This is a genomic window from Franzmannia qiaohouensis (assembly GCF_031451695.1).
Classification (GTDB): domain Bacteria; phylum Pseudomonadota; class Gammaproteobacteria; order Pseudomonadales; family Halomonadaceae; genus Franzmannia; species Franzmannia qiaohouensis.
This window is the reverse complement of the sequence record NZ_JARWAM010000005.1, coordinates 283,560-299,798: the sequence shown is the minus strand read 5'-3', so window position 1 is coordinate 299,798 and position 16,239 is coordinate 283,560. Positions and strand designations below refer to the sequence as shown.

The 16,239-nt window shown below is 69.0% G+C and carries 17 protein-coding genes; 10 read left to right on the top strand and 7 right to left on the bottom strand.

Going from position 1 to position 16,239, the window contains the following annotated elements:
* Nucleotides 1-185: 185 nt before the first annotated feature.
* From QC821_RS08895 to QC821_RS08885, 3 genes are all read right to left on the bottom strand, one after another.
* Complete coding sequence (locus tag QC821_RS08895) at nucleotides 186-1,256, bottom strand: ABC transporter ATP-binding protein (RefSeq protein WP_309719861.1); 1,071 nt, start codon at nucleotides 1,254-1,256, stop codon at nucleotides 186-188.
* Nucleotides 1,253-2,863: an ABC transporter permease gene (locus tag QC821_RS08890; protein WP_309719860.1), complete on the bottom strand. Its 1,611-nt coding sequence runs from the start codon at nucleotides 2,861-2,863 to the stop codon at nucleotides 1,253-1,255. Before QC821_RS08890 ends, QC821_RS08895 begins: the two co-directional genes overlap by 4 nt.
* A gap of 109 nt (nucleotides 2,864-2,972) precedes the next feature.
* On the bottom strand, nucleotides 2,973-3,968 hold the full coding sequence (locus QC821_RS08885) for an iron ABC transporter substrate-binding protein (RefSeq protein ID WP_309719858.1): 996 nt from the start codon (nucleotides 3,966-3,968) through the stop codon (nucleotides 2,973-2,975).
* A gap of 178 nt (nucleotides 3,969-4,146) precedes the next feature.
* Between QC821_RS08885 and QC821_RS08880 the strand changes: the two genes are divergently transcribed.
* Together QC821_RS08880 and QC821_RS08875 are read left to right on the top strand one after the other, a co-directional pair.
* Nucleotides 4,147-6,315, top strand: a complete 2,169-nt coding sequence (locus tag QC821_RS08880; protein ID WP_309719855.1) for a tRNA(Met) cytidine acetyltransferase TmcA — start codon at nucleotides 4,147-4,149, stop codon at nucleotides 6,313-6,315.
* A gap of 125 nt (nucleotides 6,316-6,440) precedes the next feature.
* The gene (locus QC821_RS08875) at nucleotides 6,441-7,919 is read left to right on the top strand and encodes an aminoacyl-histidine dipeptidase (RefSeq protein ID WP_309719853.1); all 1,479 of its coding nucleotides are present in this window, start codon (nucleotides 6,441-6,443) and stop codon (nucleotides 7,917-7,919) included.
* Nucleotides 7,920-7,978: 59 nt separating this feature from the next.
* On the opposite strand, the gene QC821_RS08870 is transcribed toward QC821_RS08875, so the two are convergent.
* Entirely contained in the window at nucleotides 7,979-8,452 is a 474-nt protein-coding gene (locus tag QC821_RS08870; protein ID WP_309719851.1) for a Dps family protein, read from the bottom strand.
* Nucleotides 8,453-8,607: 155 nt separating this feature from the next.
* Nucleotides 8,608-9,744 (bottom strand): glycerate kinase, encoded by a 1,137-nt coding sequence (locus QC821_RS08865; RefSeq protein WP_309719849.1) that lies wholly within the window; start codon nucleotides 9,742-9,744, stop codon nucleotides 8,608-8,610.
* A gap of 136 nt (nucleotides 9,745-9,880) precedes the next feature.
* Between QC821_RS08865 and QC821_RS08860 the strand changes: the two genes are divergently transcribed.
* The 4 genes from QC821_RS08860 to QC821_RS08845 are packed head-to-tail and all read left to right on the top strand — an operon-like array spanning nucleotide 9,881 to nucleotide 12,598.
* Complete coding sequence (locus QC821_RS08860; RefSeq protein WP_309719847.1) at nucleotides 9,881-10,474, top strand: hypothetical protein; 594 nt, start codon at nucleotides 9,881-9,883, stop codon at nucleotides 10,472-10,474.
* Entirely contained in the window at nucleotides 10,471-10,842 is a 372-nt protein-coding gene (locus QC821_RS08855; RefSeq protein ID WP_309719845.1) for a hypothetical protein, read from the top strand. The genes QC821_RS08860 and QC821_RS08855 overlap by 4 nt, the downstream gene beginning before the upstream one ends.
* A 35-nt stretch (nucleotides 10,843-10,877) precedes the next feature.
* Nucleotides 10,878-11,564, top strand: a complete 687-nt coding sequence (locus QC821_RS08850; protein WP_309719842.1) for a DUF1007 family protein — start codon at nucleotides 10,878-10,880, stop codon at nucleotides 11,562-11,564.
* On the top strand, nucleotides 11,552-12,598 hold the full coding sequence (locus QC821_RS08845; protein WP_422720098.1) for a nickel/cobalt transporter: 1,047 nt from the start codon (nucleotides 11,552-11,554) through the stop codon (nucleotides 12,596-12,598). The genes QC821_RS08850 and QC821_RS08845 overlap by 13 nt, the downstream gene beginning before the upstream one ends.
* Here QC821_RS08845 and QC821_RS08840 read toward each other — a convergent pair.
* Nucleotides 12,595-13,035 (bottom strand): HIT family protein, encoded by a 441-nt coding sequence (locus tag QC821_RS08840; RefSeq protein WP_309719840.1) that lies wholly within the window; start codon nucleotides 13,033-13,035, stop codon nucleotides 12,595-12,597. The two genes, QC821_RS08845 and QC821_RS08840, sit on opposite strands and share 4 nt — an antisense overlap.
* A gap of 106 nt (nucleotides 13,036-13,141) precedes the next feature.
* Between QC821_RS08840 and QC821_RS08835 the strand changes: the two genes are divergently transcribed.
* The 3 genes from QC821_RS08835 (at nucleotide 13,142) to QC821_RS08825 (ending at nucleotide 14,135) form a co-directional block, all read left to right on the top strand.
* Nucleotides 13,142-13,273 (top strand): entericidin A/B family lipoprotein, encoded by a 132-nt coding sequence (locus QC821_RS08835; RefSeq protein ID WP_076750168.1) that lies wholly within the window; start codon nucleotides 13,142-13,144, stop codon nucleotides 13,271-13,273.
* Nucleotides 13,274-13,577: 304 nt separating this feature from the next.
* Nucleotides 13,578-13,709: an entericidin A/B family lipoprotein gene (locus QC821_RS08830; protein ID WP_309719833.1), complete on the top strand. Its 132-nt coding sequence runs from the start codon at nucleotides 13,578-13,580 to the stop codon at nucleotides 13,707-13,709.
* A gap of 93 nt (nucleotides 13,710-13,802) precedes the next feature.
* Nucleotides 13,803-14,135 carry an I78 family peptidase inhibitor gene (locus tag QC821_RS08825; RefSeq protein WP_309719830.1) on the top strand — a complete coding sequence of 111 codons (333 nt, stop codon included), beginning with the start codon at nucleotides 13,803-13,805 and terminating at the stop codon, nucleotides 14,133-14,135.
* A gap of 4 nt (nucleotides 14,136-14,139) precedes the next feature.
* On the opposite strand, the gene QC821_RS08820 is transcribed toward QC821_RS08825, so the two are convergent.
* Complete coding sequence (locus tag QC821_RS08820; RefSeq protein ID WP_309719827.1) at nucleotides 14,140-14,745, bottom strand: LysE family translocator; 606 nt, start codon at nucleotides 14,743-14,745, stop codon at nucleotides 14,140-14,142.
* A 95-nt stretch (nucleotides 14,746-14,840) separates the two neighbouring features.
* Here QC821_RS08820 and QC821_RS08815 point away from each other — a divergent pair, with 95 nt between their 5' ends.
* Nucleotides 14,841-16,229 (top strand): aminotransferase-like domain-containing protein, encoded by a 1,389-nt coding sequence (locus tag QC821_RS08815; protein ID WP_309719825.1) that lies wholly within the window; start codon nucleotides 14,841-14,843, stop codon nucleotides 16,227-16,229.
* Nucleotides 16,230-16,239: the final 10 nt, after the last annotated feature.

Genomic DNA, 16,239 nt, shown 5'->3' with positions numbered 1-16,239 from the left:
GCGCGGGCGAATCACTGCGTTGCGCGGTGCTCGAAATCCTCACCTATACCCCATAGGCTCCGGTTTCTGTGCTCCGTGCGCCTTGTGCTTCATCCCGCTCGACGATTCATTCAACATTCCCTCTGGGAAGGGGGGATTACGCTCGTGACGCAACTCCCTCCTCCCCCTGAGATGGGTGAAAAAGCCTAGTACTGCAGCACCGTGGCGGTGCGCTGGGGCTCGAGGCTGACCTGCTCACCGATCTGCCACAGGGTGTGACTGGGGGTGATGGCGCAGAAGCGCTGGCCGTGCTGTTCCAGCAGGTAGAAACAGTCGTGGCCGCGGAACTCGCGCTCGACCACGGTGGCGCCATGGCCGTCCGGGGCGGTGGCCAGGGCCAGGTGCTCGGGGCGCAGGGAGACGCGTACCGGGCCACGGCTGGCCGGGGTGATGGCCACCGGCCCCAGTGCGGTCTGGGCGATCTCGCCGTCGGCATCGCCGTCGAGCAGGTTGGTATGGCCGAGGAACTCGGCGACGAAGGCGGTGGCCGGGTGCTGGTAGACCCGCTCGGGGCGGTCGACCTGGATCAGCTTGCCGGCGTGCATCACGCCGACCTGATCGGCGAAGGATAGCGCCTCGGCCTGGTCGTGGGTGACCAGGATCACCGAGGTACCGGCGGCCTTGAACAGCTGGCGCACTTCCTTGCGGGTCGACTCGCGCAGCGCCGCATCGAGGTTGGAGAAGGGCTCGTCGAGCAGCACCAGCTGCGGCTCGGCGGCCAGGGTCCTGGCCAGTGCCACGCGCTGCTGCTGGCCGCCGGAGAGCTCGTCGGGCATGCGTTCAGCCAGATCGGCCAGGCCGACCATATCGAGCCACTCGCGGGCGCGGGCGGCGCGCTTGGCCTTGGGCAGATGGCGCATGGCGAAGGCCACGTTGTGGCCCAGGCTCATGTGCGGAAACAGCGCATAGTCCTGGAACACGATACCGATGCGGCGCTGCTGCGGCGGCTGGTCGAGGATGCTCTTGCCGCGCAGCACAATATCGCCGGCCTCGGGATGCTCGAAGCCGGCAATCATGCGTAGGGTAGTGCTCTTGCCGCAGCCGCTGGGGCCGAGCAGCGCGAGGATCTCGCCGTTGCCGAGGGAGAAGCTGACATTCTCGACCGCCAGCGGATCCCGGGACCGATAGCGCTTGCTCAACCCGCTGACGCTGAGCAGCGGGGCAGGACGCTGCTGCGCGCCGGCCTGGGGAGTGGCGTTGAGATTGAGGGTGGTCATCGCTTGCCCTCTTTGGTTAACAGGAAGCCTACCGACAGGCTCGAGAACACCACGATGGCGGCGGCGAAGGGGGCGGCCTCGGCCAGCATGCCCTCGGAGGTTCGGGTGAACACGGTCACCGCCAGGGTGGTGTAGCCGGTCGGAGCCAGCAAGAAGGTGATTGGCAGCTCTTTCATGCACAGCACGAAGACCAGCGCGATGCCGGCCAGGATGCCACGACGCAGGCGCGGAAAGATCACCCACAGGAAGGTGCTCAGCGGGCCGTGGCCCAGCGAATGGGAGGCCTCTTCCATGTTGGGGCGCGTCTGCAGCAGGGCATTGCGAATCGGGCCCAGGGCCAGGGCCAGCGAGGCCATCGCCCAGGTCACGATCAGCAATGTCAGGGTCTGGTAGAGGAAGGGCGCGGTGCGCAGTGAGAAGAACACCATCGCCAGTGCCAGGGTCAGTGGCGGAATCGCGTAGCCGATGTACGCCGAGCGCTCGATCAGGGTCGCCGCGGTGGAGCGGTAGCGCACCGTGAGATAGGCGATCGGCAGGGCGAAGGCCGCCGCCAGCATGGCGGCGGGCAGCGCCGCCCCCGCCGAGCGCAGGAAGGTGCCGGGTACCCGGGCGAAGAAGCTCAGGTCGGGCGGCGCCAGCACCAGCCAGTAGCCGAGGATCAGCGCCGGCAGGCCCACCGAGGCGCCGAAGATCAGCGCCAGGTAGGGGTAGACCAGCCAGCGCAGGCGACCCAGGCGCATCGGCTTGACCGGCCGCGCCACGCCGGTGCCAACCCGCGCCAGCTTGCGCTTGACCACCAGGCTGTCGAGCATCACGAAACTGGCCGCCACCGCCAGCAGCATGATCGACAGCCAGGCGGCATAGATGCGGTCGAAGGCGCCGGAGTACTGGGTGTAGATGGCGTAGCTGAAGGCCTCGTAGCGCATCAGCGCCACGGCGCCGAAGTCGCCCAGCACGTAGAGGGTGATCACCAGCCAGCCGGCCATCAGCGAGGGCGCCAGGTGGGGCAGTATGATCTTGAGAAACACCTCGCGATTGCCGTAGCCGAGGCTCCTGGCGCTCTCCTCGAGGTTGCCGTCGAGGCCCGCCAGGGTGGCGCGCAGGTTGAGGAACAGATAGGGAAAGGTATATAGCGACAGTGCCAGCAGGGCGCCGACGTAGCCGTCGATGCGTGGCAGCTGCACGCCGGTGAGCTGGGCAAGCACGCCGTAGTTGCCGCCCAGGCCGATCAGCGCATAGGCCATCACGTAGCCGGGCACCGCCAGCGGGATCACCCCGAGGACGGTCAGCAGGCGCTTGAAGCGGATGTCGGTGCGTACCACCAGCCAGGCCAGCGGTAGCGCTATCAGGGTGGTCAAGGCCACCACGCCTGCGGCGAGCGACAGGGTATTGAGCAGCAGGTCGAGGTTGCGCTGGCGCAGTACCAGGTTGGCGAGGGTCTGCGGATCGGCCTCGAAGGCGCGCAGCCCGAGGTAGAACAGCGGCACCAGCATCGCTGCAGCCGCCACCAGCGAGGGCAGCAGGATATGCAGCGGCACGCGCCGCGCGCGGCCTTTCGGCAGGGCGCGACGGGCGGCAGGACTGGCTAGCTCGGCGCTGTGGCTCATTGTCTCTCGCTATTCAAGTCACGACCGATATTGGCCACCGTTGAAACGCACAAGACCAGGGTGGCAATGCCACCCTGGCCTCGACTCGCTCGATTGACGACGCTGAGGCTTACAGCAGTTCGGCGTCGCGCAGCAGGTTCAGCGTGCCTTCGAGATCTTCCAGGTCGTCCAGGTCGATCTGCGGGCTGACCTCCAGCAGGCGGTCGAAATCCTCGAGTTCCGGGTTCTGGATCACGTCGCGGGTCACCGGGTACTCATAGACGCTGCCGGTGAAATACTGCTGGGCGGCCGGCGACAGCAGGAAGCGCACGAACTCCAGCGCCTCTTCCTTGTTGTCGCTGCTCTCCAGCACCGCGATGCCGGCGACGTTGACCAGGTTGCCGATATCGCCTTCGGCGAAGAAGGCCTGCTCTACCGGATAGTCTTCATCGGTAGTCACGAACCGCGGCAAATAATAATTGTTTACGAGGCCGAAGTCGATTTCTCCGTCGGCGATGCCCTGCACCTGAGTGGTGTTGTTGCGGAAGGTCACGGCACCGTTGTCGCGCATGCCCTCGAGCCACTCCAGGGTTCGCTCGTCGCCATGCTCGACGCGCATCGCGGTGATGAACGACTGGAAGGAGCCGTTAGTGGGTGCCCAGCCAACACGGCCTTCATAGCGCTCGTCGGTAAGGTCGAACACGCTTTCCGGGTGCTCGTCTTCACTGACCCGCTCCGGCGAGTAGGCGAACACGCGGGCGCGGCCGCTGGCGGCAACCCAATTGCCGGTCTCGCTGGTGTAGATGCTGGGCAGGCCCTCGTAGATGTCATCGGGCAGCTCGGCGAGCAGGCCGGCCTGGCTGATCGCACCCATGGCGCCGGCGTCCTGGCTCCAGTAGAGGTCGGCGGGAGAGCGCTCGCCCTCTTCCTGCAGCAGCACGGCCAGCTGTGCGGTATCTCCATAGCGCACGTTGACGTTGATGCCGGTGCTTTTCTCGAACTGGGCGATGATCGGGTCGACCATCGACTCGCCGCGCCCTGAGTAGAGCGTCAGGTCGGCGGCAGCCAGGGGGGCTGCCAGCAGCGTGGAGAGAAGCGTGGCGGAAGCGATGAACGTCTTTTGCATGGCAATATCCCTTGTCGTATTGGCATGGGGTGGCGAACGATGTGGGTACGATAGCAAGAAATAATCTGATTGCAAATGATAATGATACGCAAAGTTTTTGCGCTGTAGCGCCGCCAGGTGCTGGTGCCGCGAGCGCCGGATTCTCTACACTGGTGGCCCAACCAGACAGGAGCCGAGCATGACAGAGGCCCGCAACCTGCAGGCGCTGTTGGCGTGGCGGGCGCAGCTGGCCGCGCAGCGCTGGCGCGGTCTGCTGTGGATATCCGCCAGCCCGGACCAGGGGCTGGCGCGGGCGCTGGCGATCTGGCGGCAGGACCCAGCACGGGCGCTGTGGGTCGCGCCCGTGTGCCCCGTGGGCATCACCGAGTCGGCCTGGCTACCTGCTGCCAAGGCGCGCACCCGGCTCGGCGGCGAGCAGACGCTGGTGGTGTTCGATGCGGCCAGCGAAGGGGCCGGCTTCGACCCGGACGCCTTCGGCGCCCTTAGCGGCACCCTGGTGGCCGGCGGGCTGCTGGTGCTGCTCACCCCGCCCGACTGGGGTGCACGGCCGGATGCCGACTACCGCCGCCTGGCCGACCACCCGTACCGTCCGACGCAGCTGTCGTCGCGCTACCTGCAGCGCCTGGCGCGGCAGCTCGAGGCCGCCCCCGACGCGGCGCGCTGGTCGAGCGATGGCGACCTGACGCTGCCGCCCCTGCCGCCGCCTGCTGAGGTCGGTGCGGGTGGTTCGGAACCCGCGGATAACGCCTGCGCCACCGCGGATCAGGCCCAGGCGGTGGCGCGGCTGCTGCGCTTGCGGCGCCGCCGGCCGCTGGTGATCAGCGCCGACCGCGGCCGCGGCAAGAGCGCCGCGCTGGGCATCGCCTGCGCGCGCTGGCTGGCCAAGGGCGAGCGCGAGATCCTGGTCACCGCGCCGCGCCCGGCGGCGGTGGAGACGCTGTTCATGCACCTCCAGCGCCACTGTCCCGAGGCGCGGCGCCACGGCCTCGAGGTCAGCCTGCCGCGTGACGGCGAGACCCAGCGGGTACGCTTCGTGGCCCCGGACGCCCTGGCCGAAAGCCACGGCGCGACGACCGGCCCCGGCAGCCTGCTGCTGGTGGACGAGGCGGCGGCGATCCCCGCGGCGCTGCTGGCCGACTGGCTGGCGCGCTTTCCGCGGATTGCCTTTGCCACCACCGTGCACGGCTACGAAGGCTCGGGACGCGGCTTTGCGCTGCGCTTCATGCCTCACCTGCAGCGCCACGCACCGGACTGGCGCGCCTGTACGCTGACGACACCGGTGCGCTGGGCCGAGGGCGACCCACTCGAGGCGCTGACCCGCCAACTGCTGATGCTGGATGCCGAACCGGCGACCACGCTGCCGGCGCCGAGCGCTGCGACGCCGGCGCTGCGGCGCTGGAAGCGGGCATCGCTGGCGGTCGACGAAGCGCGGCTTGCTGAGCTGTTCGGCCTGCTGGTGCAGGCCCACTACCGCACCCAGCCCAGCGACCTGCGCCGCCTGCTGGACGGCCCCGGGGTATCGATCACCACCCTCGAGCAAAGCGGCAACACCCTGGCGGTGTCGCTGTGCAGCGAGGAGGGCGGCTTCACCGCTGAGCTGGCCGAGCGGGTGGCCCGCGGCGAGCGCCGCCCGCGTGGCCATCTGCTGGCCCAGTCGCTGGCCGCCCACGCCGGCAGCCGCCGCGCCTTGACCTCGCGGGTGCGGCGTATCATGCGTATCGCAGTACATGGCGAGGCCCGCCGCCAGGGCATTGGTCGGCAGCTGCTGGCCGCCGAGGTCGAGCGCGGCCACCGCGATGGGATCGACCTGCTGGGGGCCAGCTTCGGTGCCGACCCCGAGCTGATGGCCTTCTGGCATGCCGCCGGCTTTCGCGCCGTACGCCTGGGCCTGAGCCGCGAAACCGCCACCGGCGAGCATGCGCTGATGGTGGCGATACCCATCAGCGCCGCCGGGCGGGCACTGGTCACCGGTCTCACGGGGCACTTCCAGGCTCTGCTGCCGACCCTGCTGGCCTATGAACTCAAGGGCCTGGAGCCGGCGGTGGCCGCAGCGCTGCTCGCCGAAGGCCAGGCGCCGCCGCTGGATGTCCAGCAGCGCCGCGATCTCGACGACGTGACCCTGGGCCGCCGCGAGCCGGCACTGGTGCGCCCGGCGCTGCAGCAGCTGGTGCGGCGCGGCCTGGCCGGCGGCGCGCTCCGCGACGACGACGCCTGGCTGCTGGTGGCCTGGTTGTTCCAGGCCCGCGATAGCGCCTGGCTGGCCGAGCGGCTGGGACTCAGCGGGCGGCGCGAGGTGCAGGCGCGGCTGCGCGAGGCGCTGACCCGCTGGCGCGACTGGGCGGGGTAACACTGTCGATGGATCAGTCCGAGCGCTACTGTCAACTGCGGTAGCCCCGGGGCCGTGTCGAGCGGGCTTTCCCTGGCAGCGAGCGGTCAGTAAAGTGATAAGGTTATCCCTTATGTAGACCCATCATGAACGCACATCTCGACCAGTTGGCGCCGCAGGCGCTGTGGCAGCACTTTCGCACGCTGTGCAACACCCCGCGGCCGTCGGGGCACGAGGCGGCGCTGGTAGCCATCCTCGAAGCCTGGGCCGAGGCCCAGGGCCTGGCCCACGACCGCGACGCCTACGGCAACCTGCGCCTCAAGAAAGCTGCCTCGCCGGGCTGCGAGGCAGCTCCCGGGGTGATCCTGCAGGGCCATCTCGACATGGTCGCCCAGGCCAACGCCGATCATCCCCACGACTTCACCCGCGACCCGATCGAGACCTACGTCGAGGACGGCTGGCTGCGCGCCCGCGGCACCACGCTTGGCGCCGACAACGGCCTCGGCGTGGCCGCGGCGCTGGCCGTCCTCGCAGACCCCACGCTGCGTCACGGGCCGCTGGAGGCGCTGTTCACCCTCGAGGAGGAGACCTCGATGGGCGGCGCGCTGCAGCTCGCCGAGGGCTGGCTGGAGGGGCAGCTGCTGCTCAACCTCGACTCCGAGGATCGCGGCGAGGTGTATATCGGCTGCGCCGGTGGCGCCGACGTGGTGGTCGAGGCGCAGCTGCCGACCAGCGCGCTGAGCGAAGGCGACCGCGCCTACCGGCTGGCGCTGACCGGCCTGCGCGGCGGGCACTCGGGGATCGATATCGCCACGGGCCGCGGCAACGCCAACCGACTGATGATGCGCGTGCTGCGGGCGCTGGCGCCGTGTGGCGCCAGGCTGGTCGACTATCGCGGCGGGACCCTGCGCAACGCCCTGCCGCGGGAAGCCTTCGCCACCCTGGCCCTGACCGAGGATGAACTGGCGGCGGCCCAGTCGCGGCTCGCCGCGCTGGGCGATGAGCTGCGTCGCGAGCTTGCCGGGGTCGACGAGGGCCTGACGCTGAGCCTGACGTCGATCGATGGGGCCGCCGATGAGGCGCTGACGCCCACCGCCAGCCATCTGCTGGTCGACGCCCTGCACGCCGCCCCCTGCGGCGTCGAGCGCATGAGCAGCGCAGTGCCGGGGGTGGTCGAGACCTCCAACAACCTTGGGGTGGTATCGCTCAGCGAGGGGCGCTTCCGGCTGTGTGCGCTGGTGCGCTCGCTGCGCGATAGCGCCACCCGTGACATGGCCGACCGTTTCAGCGCGCTGTTCGGGCTGATCGGTGCCCGCACCCGGGTCGAGAATGCCTATCCCGGCTGGGCGCCTGCGCCGCATAGCCCGCTCCTGGAGCGTTTCAAGCGCCTGCATCGCGACCAGTTTGGCATCGAGCCGGCGGTCAAGGTGATCCATGCCGGGCTAGAATGCGGCATCCTCGGCGGCAAGTACCCGCAGCTGGAGATGATCTCCTTCGGGCCGCAGATCCGCGGTGCCCACTCGCCGGACGAGCGCGTCGAGATCGACTCGGTGAACGAATTCTGGCAGCTGCTGCGCGGGCTGGTGGAGGATCTGGCCACGCCTGGCGCTACTGCCCAGGCCTGAAAATGCCAGCGGCCGCCCGTGGGCGGCCGCTGGCAATCTCGTGCGCCGAAGGCTGGCTATCAGCCTAGGTAGGCGCCCAGCATCCACACGGTCTTCTCCTGTTCGCGGATATAGTCACCGACCTGGGCGGCGGTGCCCTCGTCGTCGGCATCCGAGGCCAGCGAGAGGATCTCGCGCTGCAGCTCGATCAGCGTCTGGTAGCCGGTGAGCACGCCGCGCACGCAGGTCGCGCCGTCGTGGACGTTCTTGTCTTCCTTGAGGCTGGCGGTGGCCACGTAGTCGCTGTAGGCGTGGATCGGCTGGTGGCCGAGGGTCAGGATGCGCTCGGCGACCTCGTCGACCTTGGTCAGCAGGTCGGTGTAGAACTCCTCGAACTTGGCGTGCAGCTCGAAGAACTCCGGCCCCTTGATGTTCCAGTGGTAGCCGCGCACGTTCATGTAGAAGACCTGGTAGTTGGCCAGCAGTGCGTTGAGCTTGTCGGCCAGCTGGCTGGCGCTGGCCGGGTGCAGGCCAATGGCGTTGGTATCGGACATGCGGTTGCCTCCTCGATCCCTGATGATGAATGCCCTGAGTCTAGCGGGCGCGTCGCGTGACGGTTAGCGAATTGTCGCCATGGCAGCCATAGCGCCAGGCAATGGCGCCATGACCACGCCTCTACACGGTGAGATGCCGATCCTCGGGGCGTTTTTCAACCGCGCCGTGCATTGAACAGCCGCACCACCCCCTCGGCGCGGTCGCTGAGCAGCTCGGCGCAGCGCGTCAGTGCGTCGTCGAGGGCCATGGGGCCGTCGGCCAGGGCGAAGGCGGCAGTGATGCCCTCGGCGTGGCAGGCCTGCCAGCCTTCGCCAAGACGCCCTACCAGTGCCACGCAGGGTACGCCGTTGGCCGCGGCGCGCCGCGAGATCCCTACCGGGGTCTTGCCCGCCAGGCTCTGGCCGTCGAGCTGGCCCTCGCCGGTAATCACCAGGTCGGCCTCGGCCAGCAGCGCGTCGAAGCCGACCTGCTGCATGACCAGCTCGATACCCGGCCGCAGCTCGGCGCCGAAGAAGGCGCGGGCGGCGAAGCCCATGCCACCGGCGGCTCCGGCACCGGGCAGGTCGCGGTGATCGTCACCCAGCGTTGCGGCGGTCGCGTCGGCGAAGTGCGCCAGGGCGGCGTCCAGGGTCGCCACCTCGGCATCGCTGGCGCCTTTCTGGGGGCCGAACACGGCGCTGGCCCCGCGCTCGCCGAGCAGCGGATTGTCGACGTCCACGGCGGTCTCCACGCGCAGCTTGGCGAGGCGCGGGTCGAGGCCGCTGAGGTCGAGGGTCTGCAGTTCGGCGAGCGCCGCCCCGCCGGGCGCCAGCGGCTTGCCCTCGGCATCCAGCAGCCGCGCGCCGAGTGCCTGCAGCATGCCGGCCCCGGCGTCGTTGGTAGCGCTACCGCCAAGGGTCAGCAGCAGCGTCTCGGCGCCGGCGTCCAGCGCCGCCAGGATAAGCTCGCCGACGCCATGGGTGGTGCTGTGCAGGGCGCTACGCTGGTCACGGGGAATCTGCTGCAGGCCGCTGGCCTCGGCCAGCTCGATGAAGGCGCTGCGCGACTCGGCGTGCCAGCCCCAGGCGGCCTCGCAGGGGCGGCCGAGGGCGTCCTGTACGCGCTGCTCGCGGCGCTCGGCGCCGGTGGCGTCGAGCAGGGCATCCAGGGTGCCCTCGCCGCCGTCGCCCATCGGGCAGCGAATCAGCGTGGCCTCGGGCAGGACGCGCTGGATGCCATGGGCAATGGCGCGGGCGGCGTCGCTGGCGGGTAGCGCATCCTTGTAGCTATCGGGGGCGATCAGAATCTGCATGGGCGGCTCGTCGACGGATCATGGAAAGAAGTACTGAGCTTATCCTATCTCGTTGGGGTCATAGCAACGCGAGTGACGAGACTGCACGGGCGCTGTTTTCGACGTAGACTGCCCGCAGCAACGTGGAGGATAGCCAATGCAACATGGCGGATGGCGATACTGGTGTTGGGTGCCGTTGCTGGCGCTGGCGGGCTGTGCCAGTGGCCCGGCGACGCTGCCGGCGCAAACCGCTCAGGTGCCGGCGGAGTGTCGCTGGCCGCTGGGCGAGCATGAGCCCCTCGCGGTGACACGCGGCGCGGTGGACGTGCTGGAGCGCGAGGGGTACCGCATCACCCATACCGATACCGCGCTTGGCGTGGTCAGCGGCGAGCGCAGCCGAGTGCTGCCGGGCTATGGGGCGCGCTACGACGACCACTGGTCGCGCGGTAGCGGCGTGTTCGGCAGCATCGGTGGCGGTGTCGGCGGCGGTGGCCGCCTGTCGGTCGGCTCCGGGGTGGGTATCGGCATCGGGATCGGCGGTGGCCGCGCCGGCTACGGCGGCGGTTTCCCGGCCGATGCCACCCGTATCGAGCGGATCTCGGTGGTGGCCCCCGGGGAGCGGGTGCTGGTCTCCCAGGATAGTCGGGTGGTCGACGCCGAGGGTGCGGTACGCGAATCGCGCAGCGGCGGCGACGCCGCGCTGTGCCGGGCCATTCGGCAGGCCATTGCGGCCGAGCAGGAGGTGCCATGAAGAGCGACCTGTTTAAGCGTTTGCTGATCATCGCGCTGCTGGCCGTACTCGGCGGCTGCGCCGCCGCGCCGATGGCCCCCGAGCCGCGTGCCTTCGTGCTGCCGGTGGAGCGCCAGGCGGCGCTGGCGGCGGGGATCGAGCTGCTGGTCGAGCGCGGCTACGTGATCCGCCATGCCGACGCCGAGCTGGGCCGCGTCGAGGCGGTGTCGGCGGCCTGGCCGGGCTACCGACTGCGCCTCGAGGTGGATGAGAGCCCCCACGGCGCCTTGATCTCGTTCAGCGGCCAGCGCGCTAATCAGCCGCTGGCCCCGCAGAGTCTCGACCCGCTGCTGGTGGAGCTGCAGGCGGCACTGGGGCTGGCACCCTGAACCCACGCACCCGATCTGGAATTCATGAGCGGAACATGGAACGCATGACAGCAAGAAAACGAAGTGTCTGGTGGCGGCGACTGGTGCTAGGCGCCGCGCTGTCGATGCTGCCGGGGCTGGCGCTGGCCCATCCCCACGGCTGGATTGACATGAGCATGCGAGTGATCATCGATGACGATGGCCGCGTCGAGGCGCTGCACCAGCGCTGGCGGATGGATCCCTTCTACAGCCTGGTGCTGCTCGAGGAGCTCGGCCGCGCCCAGGGCGAGGAGAGCCTCGAGCAGCGCCTCGACCTGCTTGGCATGGAGATCCGCGACACCCTCGCGCCACAGGGCTATTTCACCGAGCTGCACCACGGCGAGGCCGCGGTGGGACTCGGCGAGGTTCGGGAGTACACGGTGATGGAGCGCGACGGGCGCGTCGAGTTCATCTTCCTGCTGCCGCTGGAGACCCCGCTGCTGCTCGAGAATGAGCCGCTGGTTTATCGCGTCTTCGATCCCACCTACTACATCGAGATACTGCATGAAGAGAACGGCGAGGGACCCAGCGACGACGCCCTGGTGCTGACCGGGGCCGAGTCGCGCTGCAGCACCCGGATCCTGCCCGCCGACCCGGATCCGGCGAAGATCGCCCAGGCGGCGCGCCTGGATATCACCGACGAGGCGCCGGACGGCCTTGGCCGCTACTTCGCCGAAACCGGAGAGATCCAATGCGACGCATGACAGGTGCTGTGTGGCTCGGCGGCCTGGCCGGCCTTTTTGTCGTGGCGGGGCTGATCTGGCTGTTTCAGGGCGGTGCCCAGGCGATCAGCCTGCAGGTGGTGGCCTGGCAGCGCGACCTGCATCGTGCCCTGACGCTGGCGATCACCGAACTGTCCGGGGCGCCGTCGCCGGCCGCCTGGGCGACGCTGCTCGGCATCAGCTTCGGCTACGGGGTCTTTCATGCCGCCGGTCCCGGCCACGGCAAGGCGGTGCTGACCACCTACCTGCTCTCCCAGGGGGGTGCCCTGCGCCGCGCCCTGGCGCTGTCGTGTGCCGCCTCCCTGCTCCAGGCACTGGTGGCGATCACGCTGGTGGCGGTACTGGTACACGGCCTGGGCTGGCTGACTCGCCAGGCGATGGGCTCGGTGGTATGGGTCGAGCAAGCCAGCTTCTTCATGGTCACCCTGCTCGGCCTGTGGCTGTGCTGGCGCGCGGTGCGCCAGCTGCGGCGCACGCCGGCGGCGGCCAGCGTCGGCGCGGCAGCGACTATCGCAAGTCACGACCACGAGCACCAACATCACCATCATGATCACTGTGGCTGCGGCAGCGCTCACCACGTCGACCCTAGGCAGGCCGCCGACTGGCGCACCGCGCTGGCCACGGTGGTGGCGATCGGTATTCGCCCGTGCAGCGGCGGCGTGCTGCTGCTGGGGGCGGCATCGCTGCTCGGCCAGTTCTGGGTCGGCGTCAGTGCGGTGCTGGTGATGGCGGCGGGCACGGCGCTGGCGGTCTCGGCGCTGGCGCTGGCCAGCGTGATGGCCCGCGGCTGGGCCGAACGGCGCCTGGCGCGGCAGGCCAGCGGCAGCGGCGTGCAGCGGATGGTGGGCTGGGCCGCCCTGGCGGGCGGCCTGACCATCGTACTGCTCGGCGTGTCGCTGTCGGTAGCTGGCGTCAGCTCGCCGAGCCGCGACCCGCTGCTGACACCGGGCGCCGAACGCAGCGGCCAGTCCCAGGGCGATGAGGCTCCGGCGCCACGGACCTCGCCCTTCGGTTAGGTGCTAGACGAAGCGTCGTCGAAAGTCAGTCCCTCGGCTAACGCCAGTACCAGGTCGCGGCGCTCGGCCTGGCCGTCGAGGTCGTAGGGCTCGGCCTCGCCGTAGCCCCATACCGGCGCCGGCCAGGCCGCATCGTCGCGGTGGCGCACGATCACATGAACGTGCAGCTGGGAGACGACGTTGCCGAGGGCGGCGATATTCAGCTTGTCGCCGCCCAGCGCACTCTTCAGCTCGCTGCCCAAGCGGGTGGCTTCCCGCCACAGCTGCGCCTGGTCCGCCTCGCTGAGGTCGCTGACCTCGCAGGCGCCGCCACGCCGCGGCACCAGAATCAGCCACGCGAAGCGCGCATCGTTCATCAGCAGGACCCGCGACAGCGGCAGCTCGGTGATGGGATAGGTATCGGCGTCGAGCCGCGGGTCGAGGGTCAGGTCGTGCATGGCGCCTCCTTGGGCAGAATAGTCGTAACACCGATCTGAGACAGCTGCTAGATTGATAGCAGCGCGGACCTTTCCGCCAGACCAGTCAAGGAACGAGGATATGACCATGAAACGGCTATCAGCTGCTATTCTACTCTCGCTGTTTACCCTGTCGCTGCTCAGCGGCTGTAACACCATGCGCGGTGCAGGCGAGGATATCGAGGCGGGCGGAGAGGCCATTCAGCGCTCGGCGGATTGAGCCCAGGGAGATCGCTGTAGCTACTAAGCGAAGAACGCCGGGGACAGGCCGAAGAGGAGGTTCTACGCCATGGATGGCGTAGGTAGCGCCCAGGGAAGGTTTACAGCGCCTCCTCGCAGGCCTGTCGACGGGTCAGTTCCGAGCGTTGTTGCCGATCTGCGATTACCTTGAGCTGAGCCAGTCTGATTGTGCAAAGTCAGGGTATGGCTGTTAGGCTGACTGAGGCCATTGCTTCAAGGAAGGAATGGACAATACGGATCCCGATCCCGTTGTTTGCTAAGTACCAGTGTTAAGGAGAACACAGATGAAAAAAGCGATTGCCCTCAGTTTTGCCCTGCTCATGACCGCCGGCGTATTGGCGGGCTGCAACACCATTGACGGCGCCGGCCAGGACGTCGAGCGCGGTGGTGAAGCGGTGCAGGATGCGGCCAACTAAGCATCCCATGTACTTCAGATGCGCAGTAGCGGGCGAGCCTGATAGGCTCGCCCGCTTTGCGTCGGGTCATATCGATGATGACAAGGAGTCAGCATGTTCACCCTTTCCCGTTACCTGCCGGCGCTGGCGGCGAGCCTGGCACTGGCCGCTTGCACCAGCGCAGGCCCTTCAAGCGTGCCGCGCGAACCGGCACCGGAGCCACCCAGCGTGACCCAGCGCGGTGATACCTGCGGCGCCCGCACGGTGCAGGACCGCGTCGGCCGCGATTACTCCGAGGCGCTGCGTGCCGCCATCGAAGAGGAGAGCGGTGCCGCAATGCTGCGGGTGCTGCGCCCCGGCGACGCGGCGACCATGGATCATCGCCCCGACCGCCTCAACATCCGCCTCGATGACGACGACCGTATCCAGCAGATCACCTGCGGCTAGGCGCTCAGCGTAGAATCAGGATCACACAGGCGGCGGTCATGGCGCCCATGCTGGCATTGAACAGCCGCCAGGCGCGGGGCGTCTTGAGGATGCGGCCGATGGCGGTGCCAAAGCCGGCCCACAGGGCGATGCAGGGTAGCGCCACCAGCTCGGCGAAGGCGGCCAGCAGCAGCGCATTGACCACCGTGTCGCCGCCCTGGGGCAGGAAACCGGCCATCAGCGCCAGGCCCATGACCCACGCCTTGGGGTTGGCGAACTGGAAGGCGGCGGCCTGCCAGAAGGTCAGCGGCCGGCCCTCGCCGCGCAGGCGCAGGTCCGGCGGCGGGGCGCTGGCGATCTTCCAGGCCAGGTAGAGCAGATAGCCGCTGCCCACCAGGCGCAGCGAGGTCTGCACCAGCGGGTAGCGCTCGAACAACAGCCCCAGGCCCAGCGCGATACCGGCAAACAGCGCGAAACAGCCACCGAGAATGCCCAGCATGTGAGGCATGGTGCGCCAGAATCCGTAGTTGGCCCCGGAGGCGGTGAGCATCACGTTGTTGGGCCCCGGGGTGATGGTCATCGACATCATGTAGAGTGCCGCCGGGCCGAGAAATGCCAATCCTTCCAGCATGATTGTATCCATTCAATTTGAGTTTTTCTGCTTGATTGTGCCGCTTTTGTCAGCATAATCTGGCAGTAATTAACGTCAATGGATTTATTGTCACCATGACAATCTGGGTGCCACAGCTCCCCGCGCAGGGACCACGCTATCGCGCCTTAAGCGAGGCCATCGCCACGGCCATCGAGCACGGCGAGCTCACCACCGGCGAACGCCTGCCGCCGCAGCGTCGCCTGGCCGATGCGCTGGGCGTCACGGTAGGCACCGTGACTCGCGGCTACGCCGAGGCCGAGCGTCAGGGTTGGCTTGTCGCCAGGGTCGGTAGCGGCACCTACGTGCGCGGAGCTGCCGCAACGCCGGCCTTTCCTACCCCGGGCGCCGAGTGCGATGCCGGCCTGATCGATCTCAGTCTCAGCCTGCCGCCGCCGCATCCACTGCGCGCCGAGGCGCTGGGCCGCGCGCTGAGCAGCATGGCGCGCCAGCCACGGCTGCTGCAGGCGGCGGTGGAGTACCAGGCCGCGGAGGGACTGTTCGAGCAGCGCCGGGTGCTGGCCGACTGGCTGGCCACGCTGGGCATGGCGCTGCCCGCCGAGGAGCTGCTGATTACCCAGGGCGGGCAGCACGGCATCAGCCTGGCGCTGGCTACGCTGCTGCGCCCTGGCGAGCGGCTGGCCGCCGATGCGCTGACCTACCCGGGGCTGATCGGTGCCGCCCAGCAGGCGCATCTCAAGGTCGACGGCATTGCCATGGACGCTGACGGCATGGACGTCGAGGCGCTGGCACGGCTGTGTGCGCGCCAGGCGCCGCGGCTGGTCTACGTCACCCCGGATCAGAACAACCCTACCGGGGCCAGCCTCAGCGAGGCGCGCCGCCAGCGGCTGGTGGCGCTGGCCCGCGAATATGACATCTGGCTGCTCGAGGATGGCGTGCAGTATCTGCCCGCCGAGGCACGCGGCACGCCGCTCTACCGGCTGGCCCCGGAGCGTACGCTGTTCGTGTTCAGCACCGCCAAGGTGCTGGCCGGGGGGCTGCGAATCGGTATCCTGCGTGCCCCCGAACGCCTGCGCGAGCGGCTGGCGGCGAGCCTCAGGGCGCAGAGCTGGATGGTGCCGCCGCTGATGATCGAGGCGGTCTGCCAGTGGCTGGCCAGCGGTGACGCCGAGACCCTGCTGCGCTGGCAGTGCGACGAGCTGGCGGCACGCCAGGCATTGGCGCGCCGCCGGCTGGCCGGGTGGGATATCAGTGGGCAACCGCTGGGTGCCAACCTGTGGCTGCGCCTGCCCCACGACGTGCGCAGCGCGGCACTGGTCGACGCCTTGGCGAACCGCGGCGTACGCGTCACCAGCGCCGAGCCGTTCTGCGTGGGCAGCGAGCCCGCGCCCCAGGCGATTCGCTTATGCTTGAGCGCGGCGGCCTCCCGCGAGGCCCTCGACCAGGCCCTGCAGGCGCTGCTCGAGGTGCTCGAGGCGCCGCCGCTGGCGCCCGCCACGTTATAGAGAAAATCTA

Excerpts from the sequence above, each read along its gene's own strand:
- QC821_RS08865 (WP_309719849.1), bottom strand. The coding sequence starts at position 9,744 with ATGCAGATTCTGATCGCCCCCGATAGCTACAAGGATGCGCTACCCGCC.
- QC821_RS08820 (WP_309719827.1), bottom strand. The coding sequence starts at position 14,745 with ATGCTGGAAGGATTGGCATTTCTCGGCCCGGCGGCACTCTACATGATG.
- QC821_RS08850 (WP_309719842.1), top strand. The coding sequence starts at position 10,878 with ATGGAACGCATGACAGCAAGAAAACGAAGTGTCTGGTGGCGGCGACTG.
- QC821_RS08890 (WP_309719860.1), bottom strand. The coding sequence starts at position 2,863 with ATGAGCCACAGCGCCGAGCTAGCCAGTCCTGCCGCCCGTCGCGCCCTG.
- QC821_RS08895 (WP_309719861.1), bottom strand. The coding sequence starts at position 1,256 with ATGACCACCCTCAATCTCAACGCCACTCCCCAGGCCGGCGCGCAGCAG.
- QC821_RS08875 (WP_309719853.1), top strand. The coding sequence starts at position 6,441 with ATGAACGCACATCTCGACCAGTTGGCGCCGCAGGCGCTGTGGCAGCAC.
- QC821_RS08835 (WP_076750168.1), top strand. The coding sequence starts at position 13,142 with ATGAAACGGCTATCAGCTGCTATTCTACTCTCGCTGTTTACCCTGTCG.
- QC821_RS08815 (WP_309719825.1), top strand. The coding sequence starts at position 14,841 with ATGACAATCTGGGTGCCACAGCTCCCCGCGCAGGGACCACGCTATCGC.
- QC821_RS08830 (WP_309719833.1), top strand. The coding sequence starts at position 13,578 with ATGAAAAAAGCGATTGCCCTCAGTTTTGCCCTGCTCATGACCGCCGGC.
- QC821_RS08860 (WP_309719847.1), top strand. The coding sequence starts at position 9,881 with ATGCAACATGGCGGATGGCGATACTGGTGTTGGGTGCCGTTGCTGGCG.
- QC821_RS08870 (WP_309719851.1), bottom strand. The coding sequence starts at position 8,452 with ATGTCCGATACCAACGCCATTGGCCTGCACCCGGCCAGCGCCAGCCAG.
- QC821_RS08880 (WP_309719855.1), top strand. The coding sequence starts at position 4,147 with ATGACAGAGGCCCGCAACCTGCAGGCGCTGTTGGCGTGGCGGGCGCAG.
- QC821_RS08885 (WP_309719858.1), bottom strand. The coding sequence starts at position 3,968 with ATGCAAAAGACGTTCATCGCTTCCGCCACGCTTCTCTCCACGCTGCTG.
- QC821_RS08825 (WP_309719830.1), top strand. The coding sequence starts at position 13,803 with ATGTTCACCCTTTCCCGTTACCTGCCGGCGCTGGCGGCGAGCCTGGCA.
- QC821_RS08840 (WP_309719840.1), bottom strand. The coding sequence starts at position 13,035 with ATGCACGACCTGACCCTCGACCCGCGGCTCGACGCCGATACCTATCCC.
- QC821_RS08855 (WP_309719845.1), top strand. The coding sequence starts at position 10,471 with ATGAAGAGCGACCTGTTTAAGCGTTTGCTGATCATCGCGCTGCTGGCC.
- QC821_RS08845 (WP_422720098.1), top strand. The coding sequence starts at position 11,552 with ATGCGACGCATGACAGGTGCTGTGTGGCTCGGCGGCCTGGCCGGCCTT.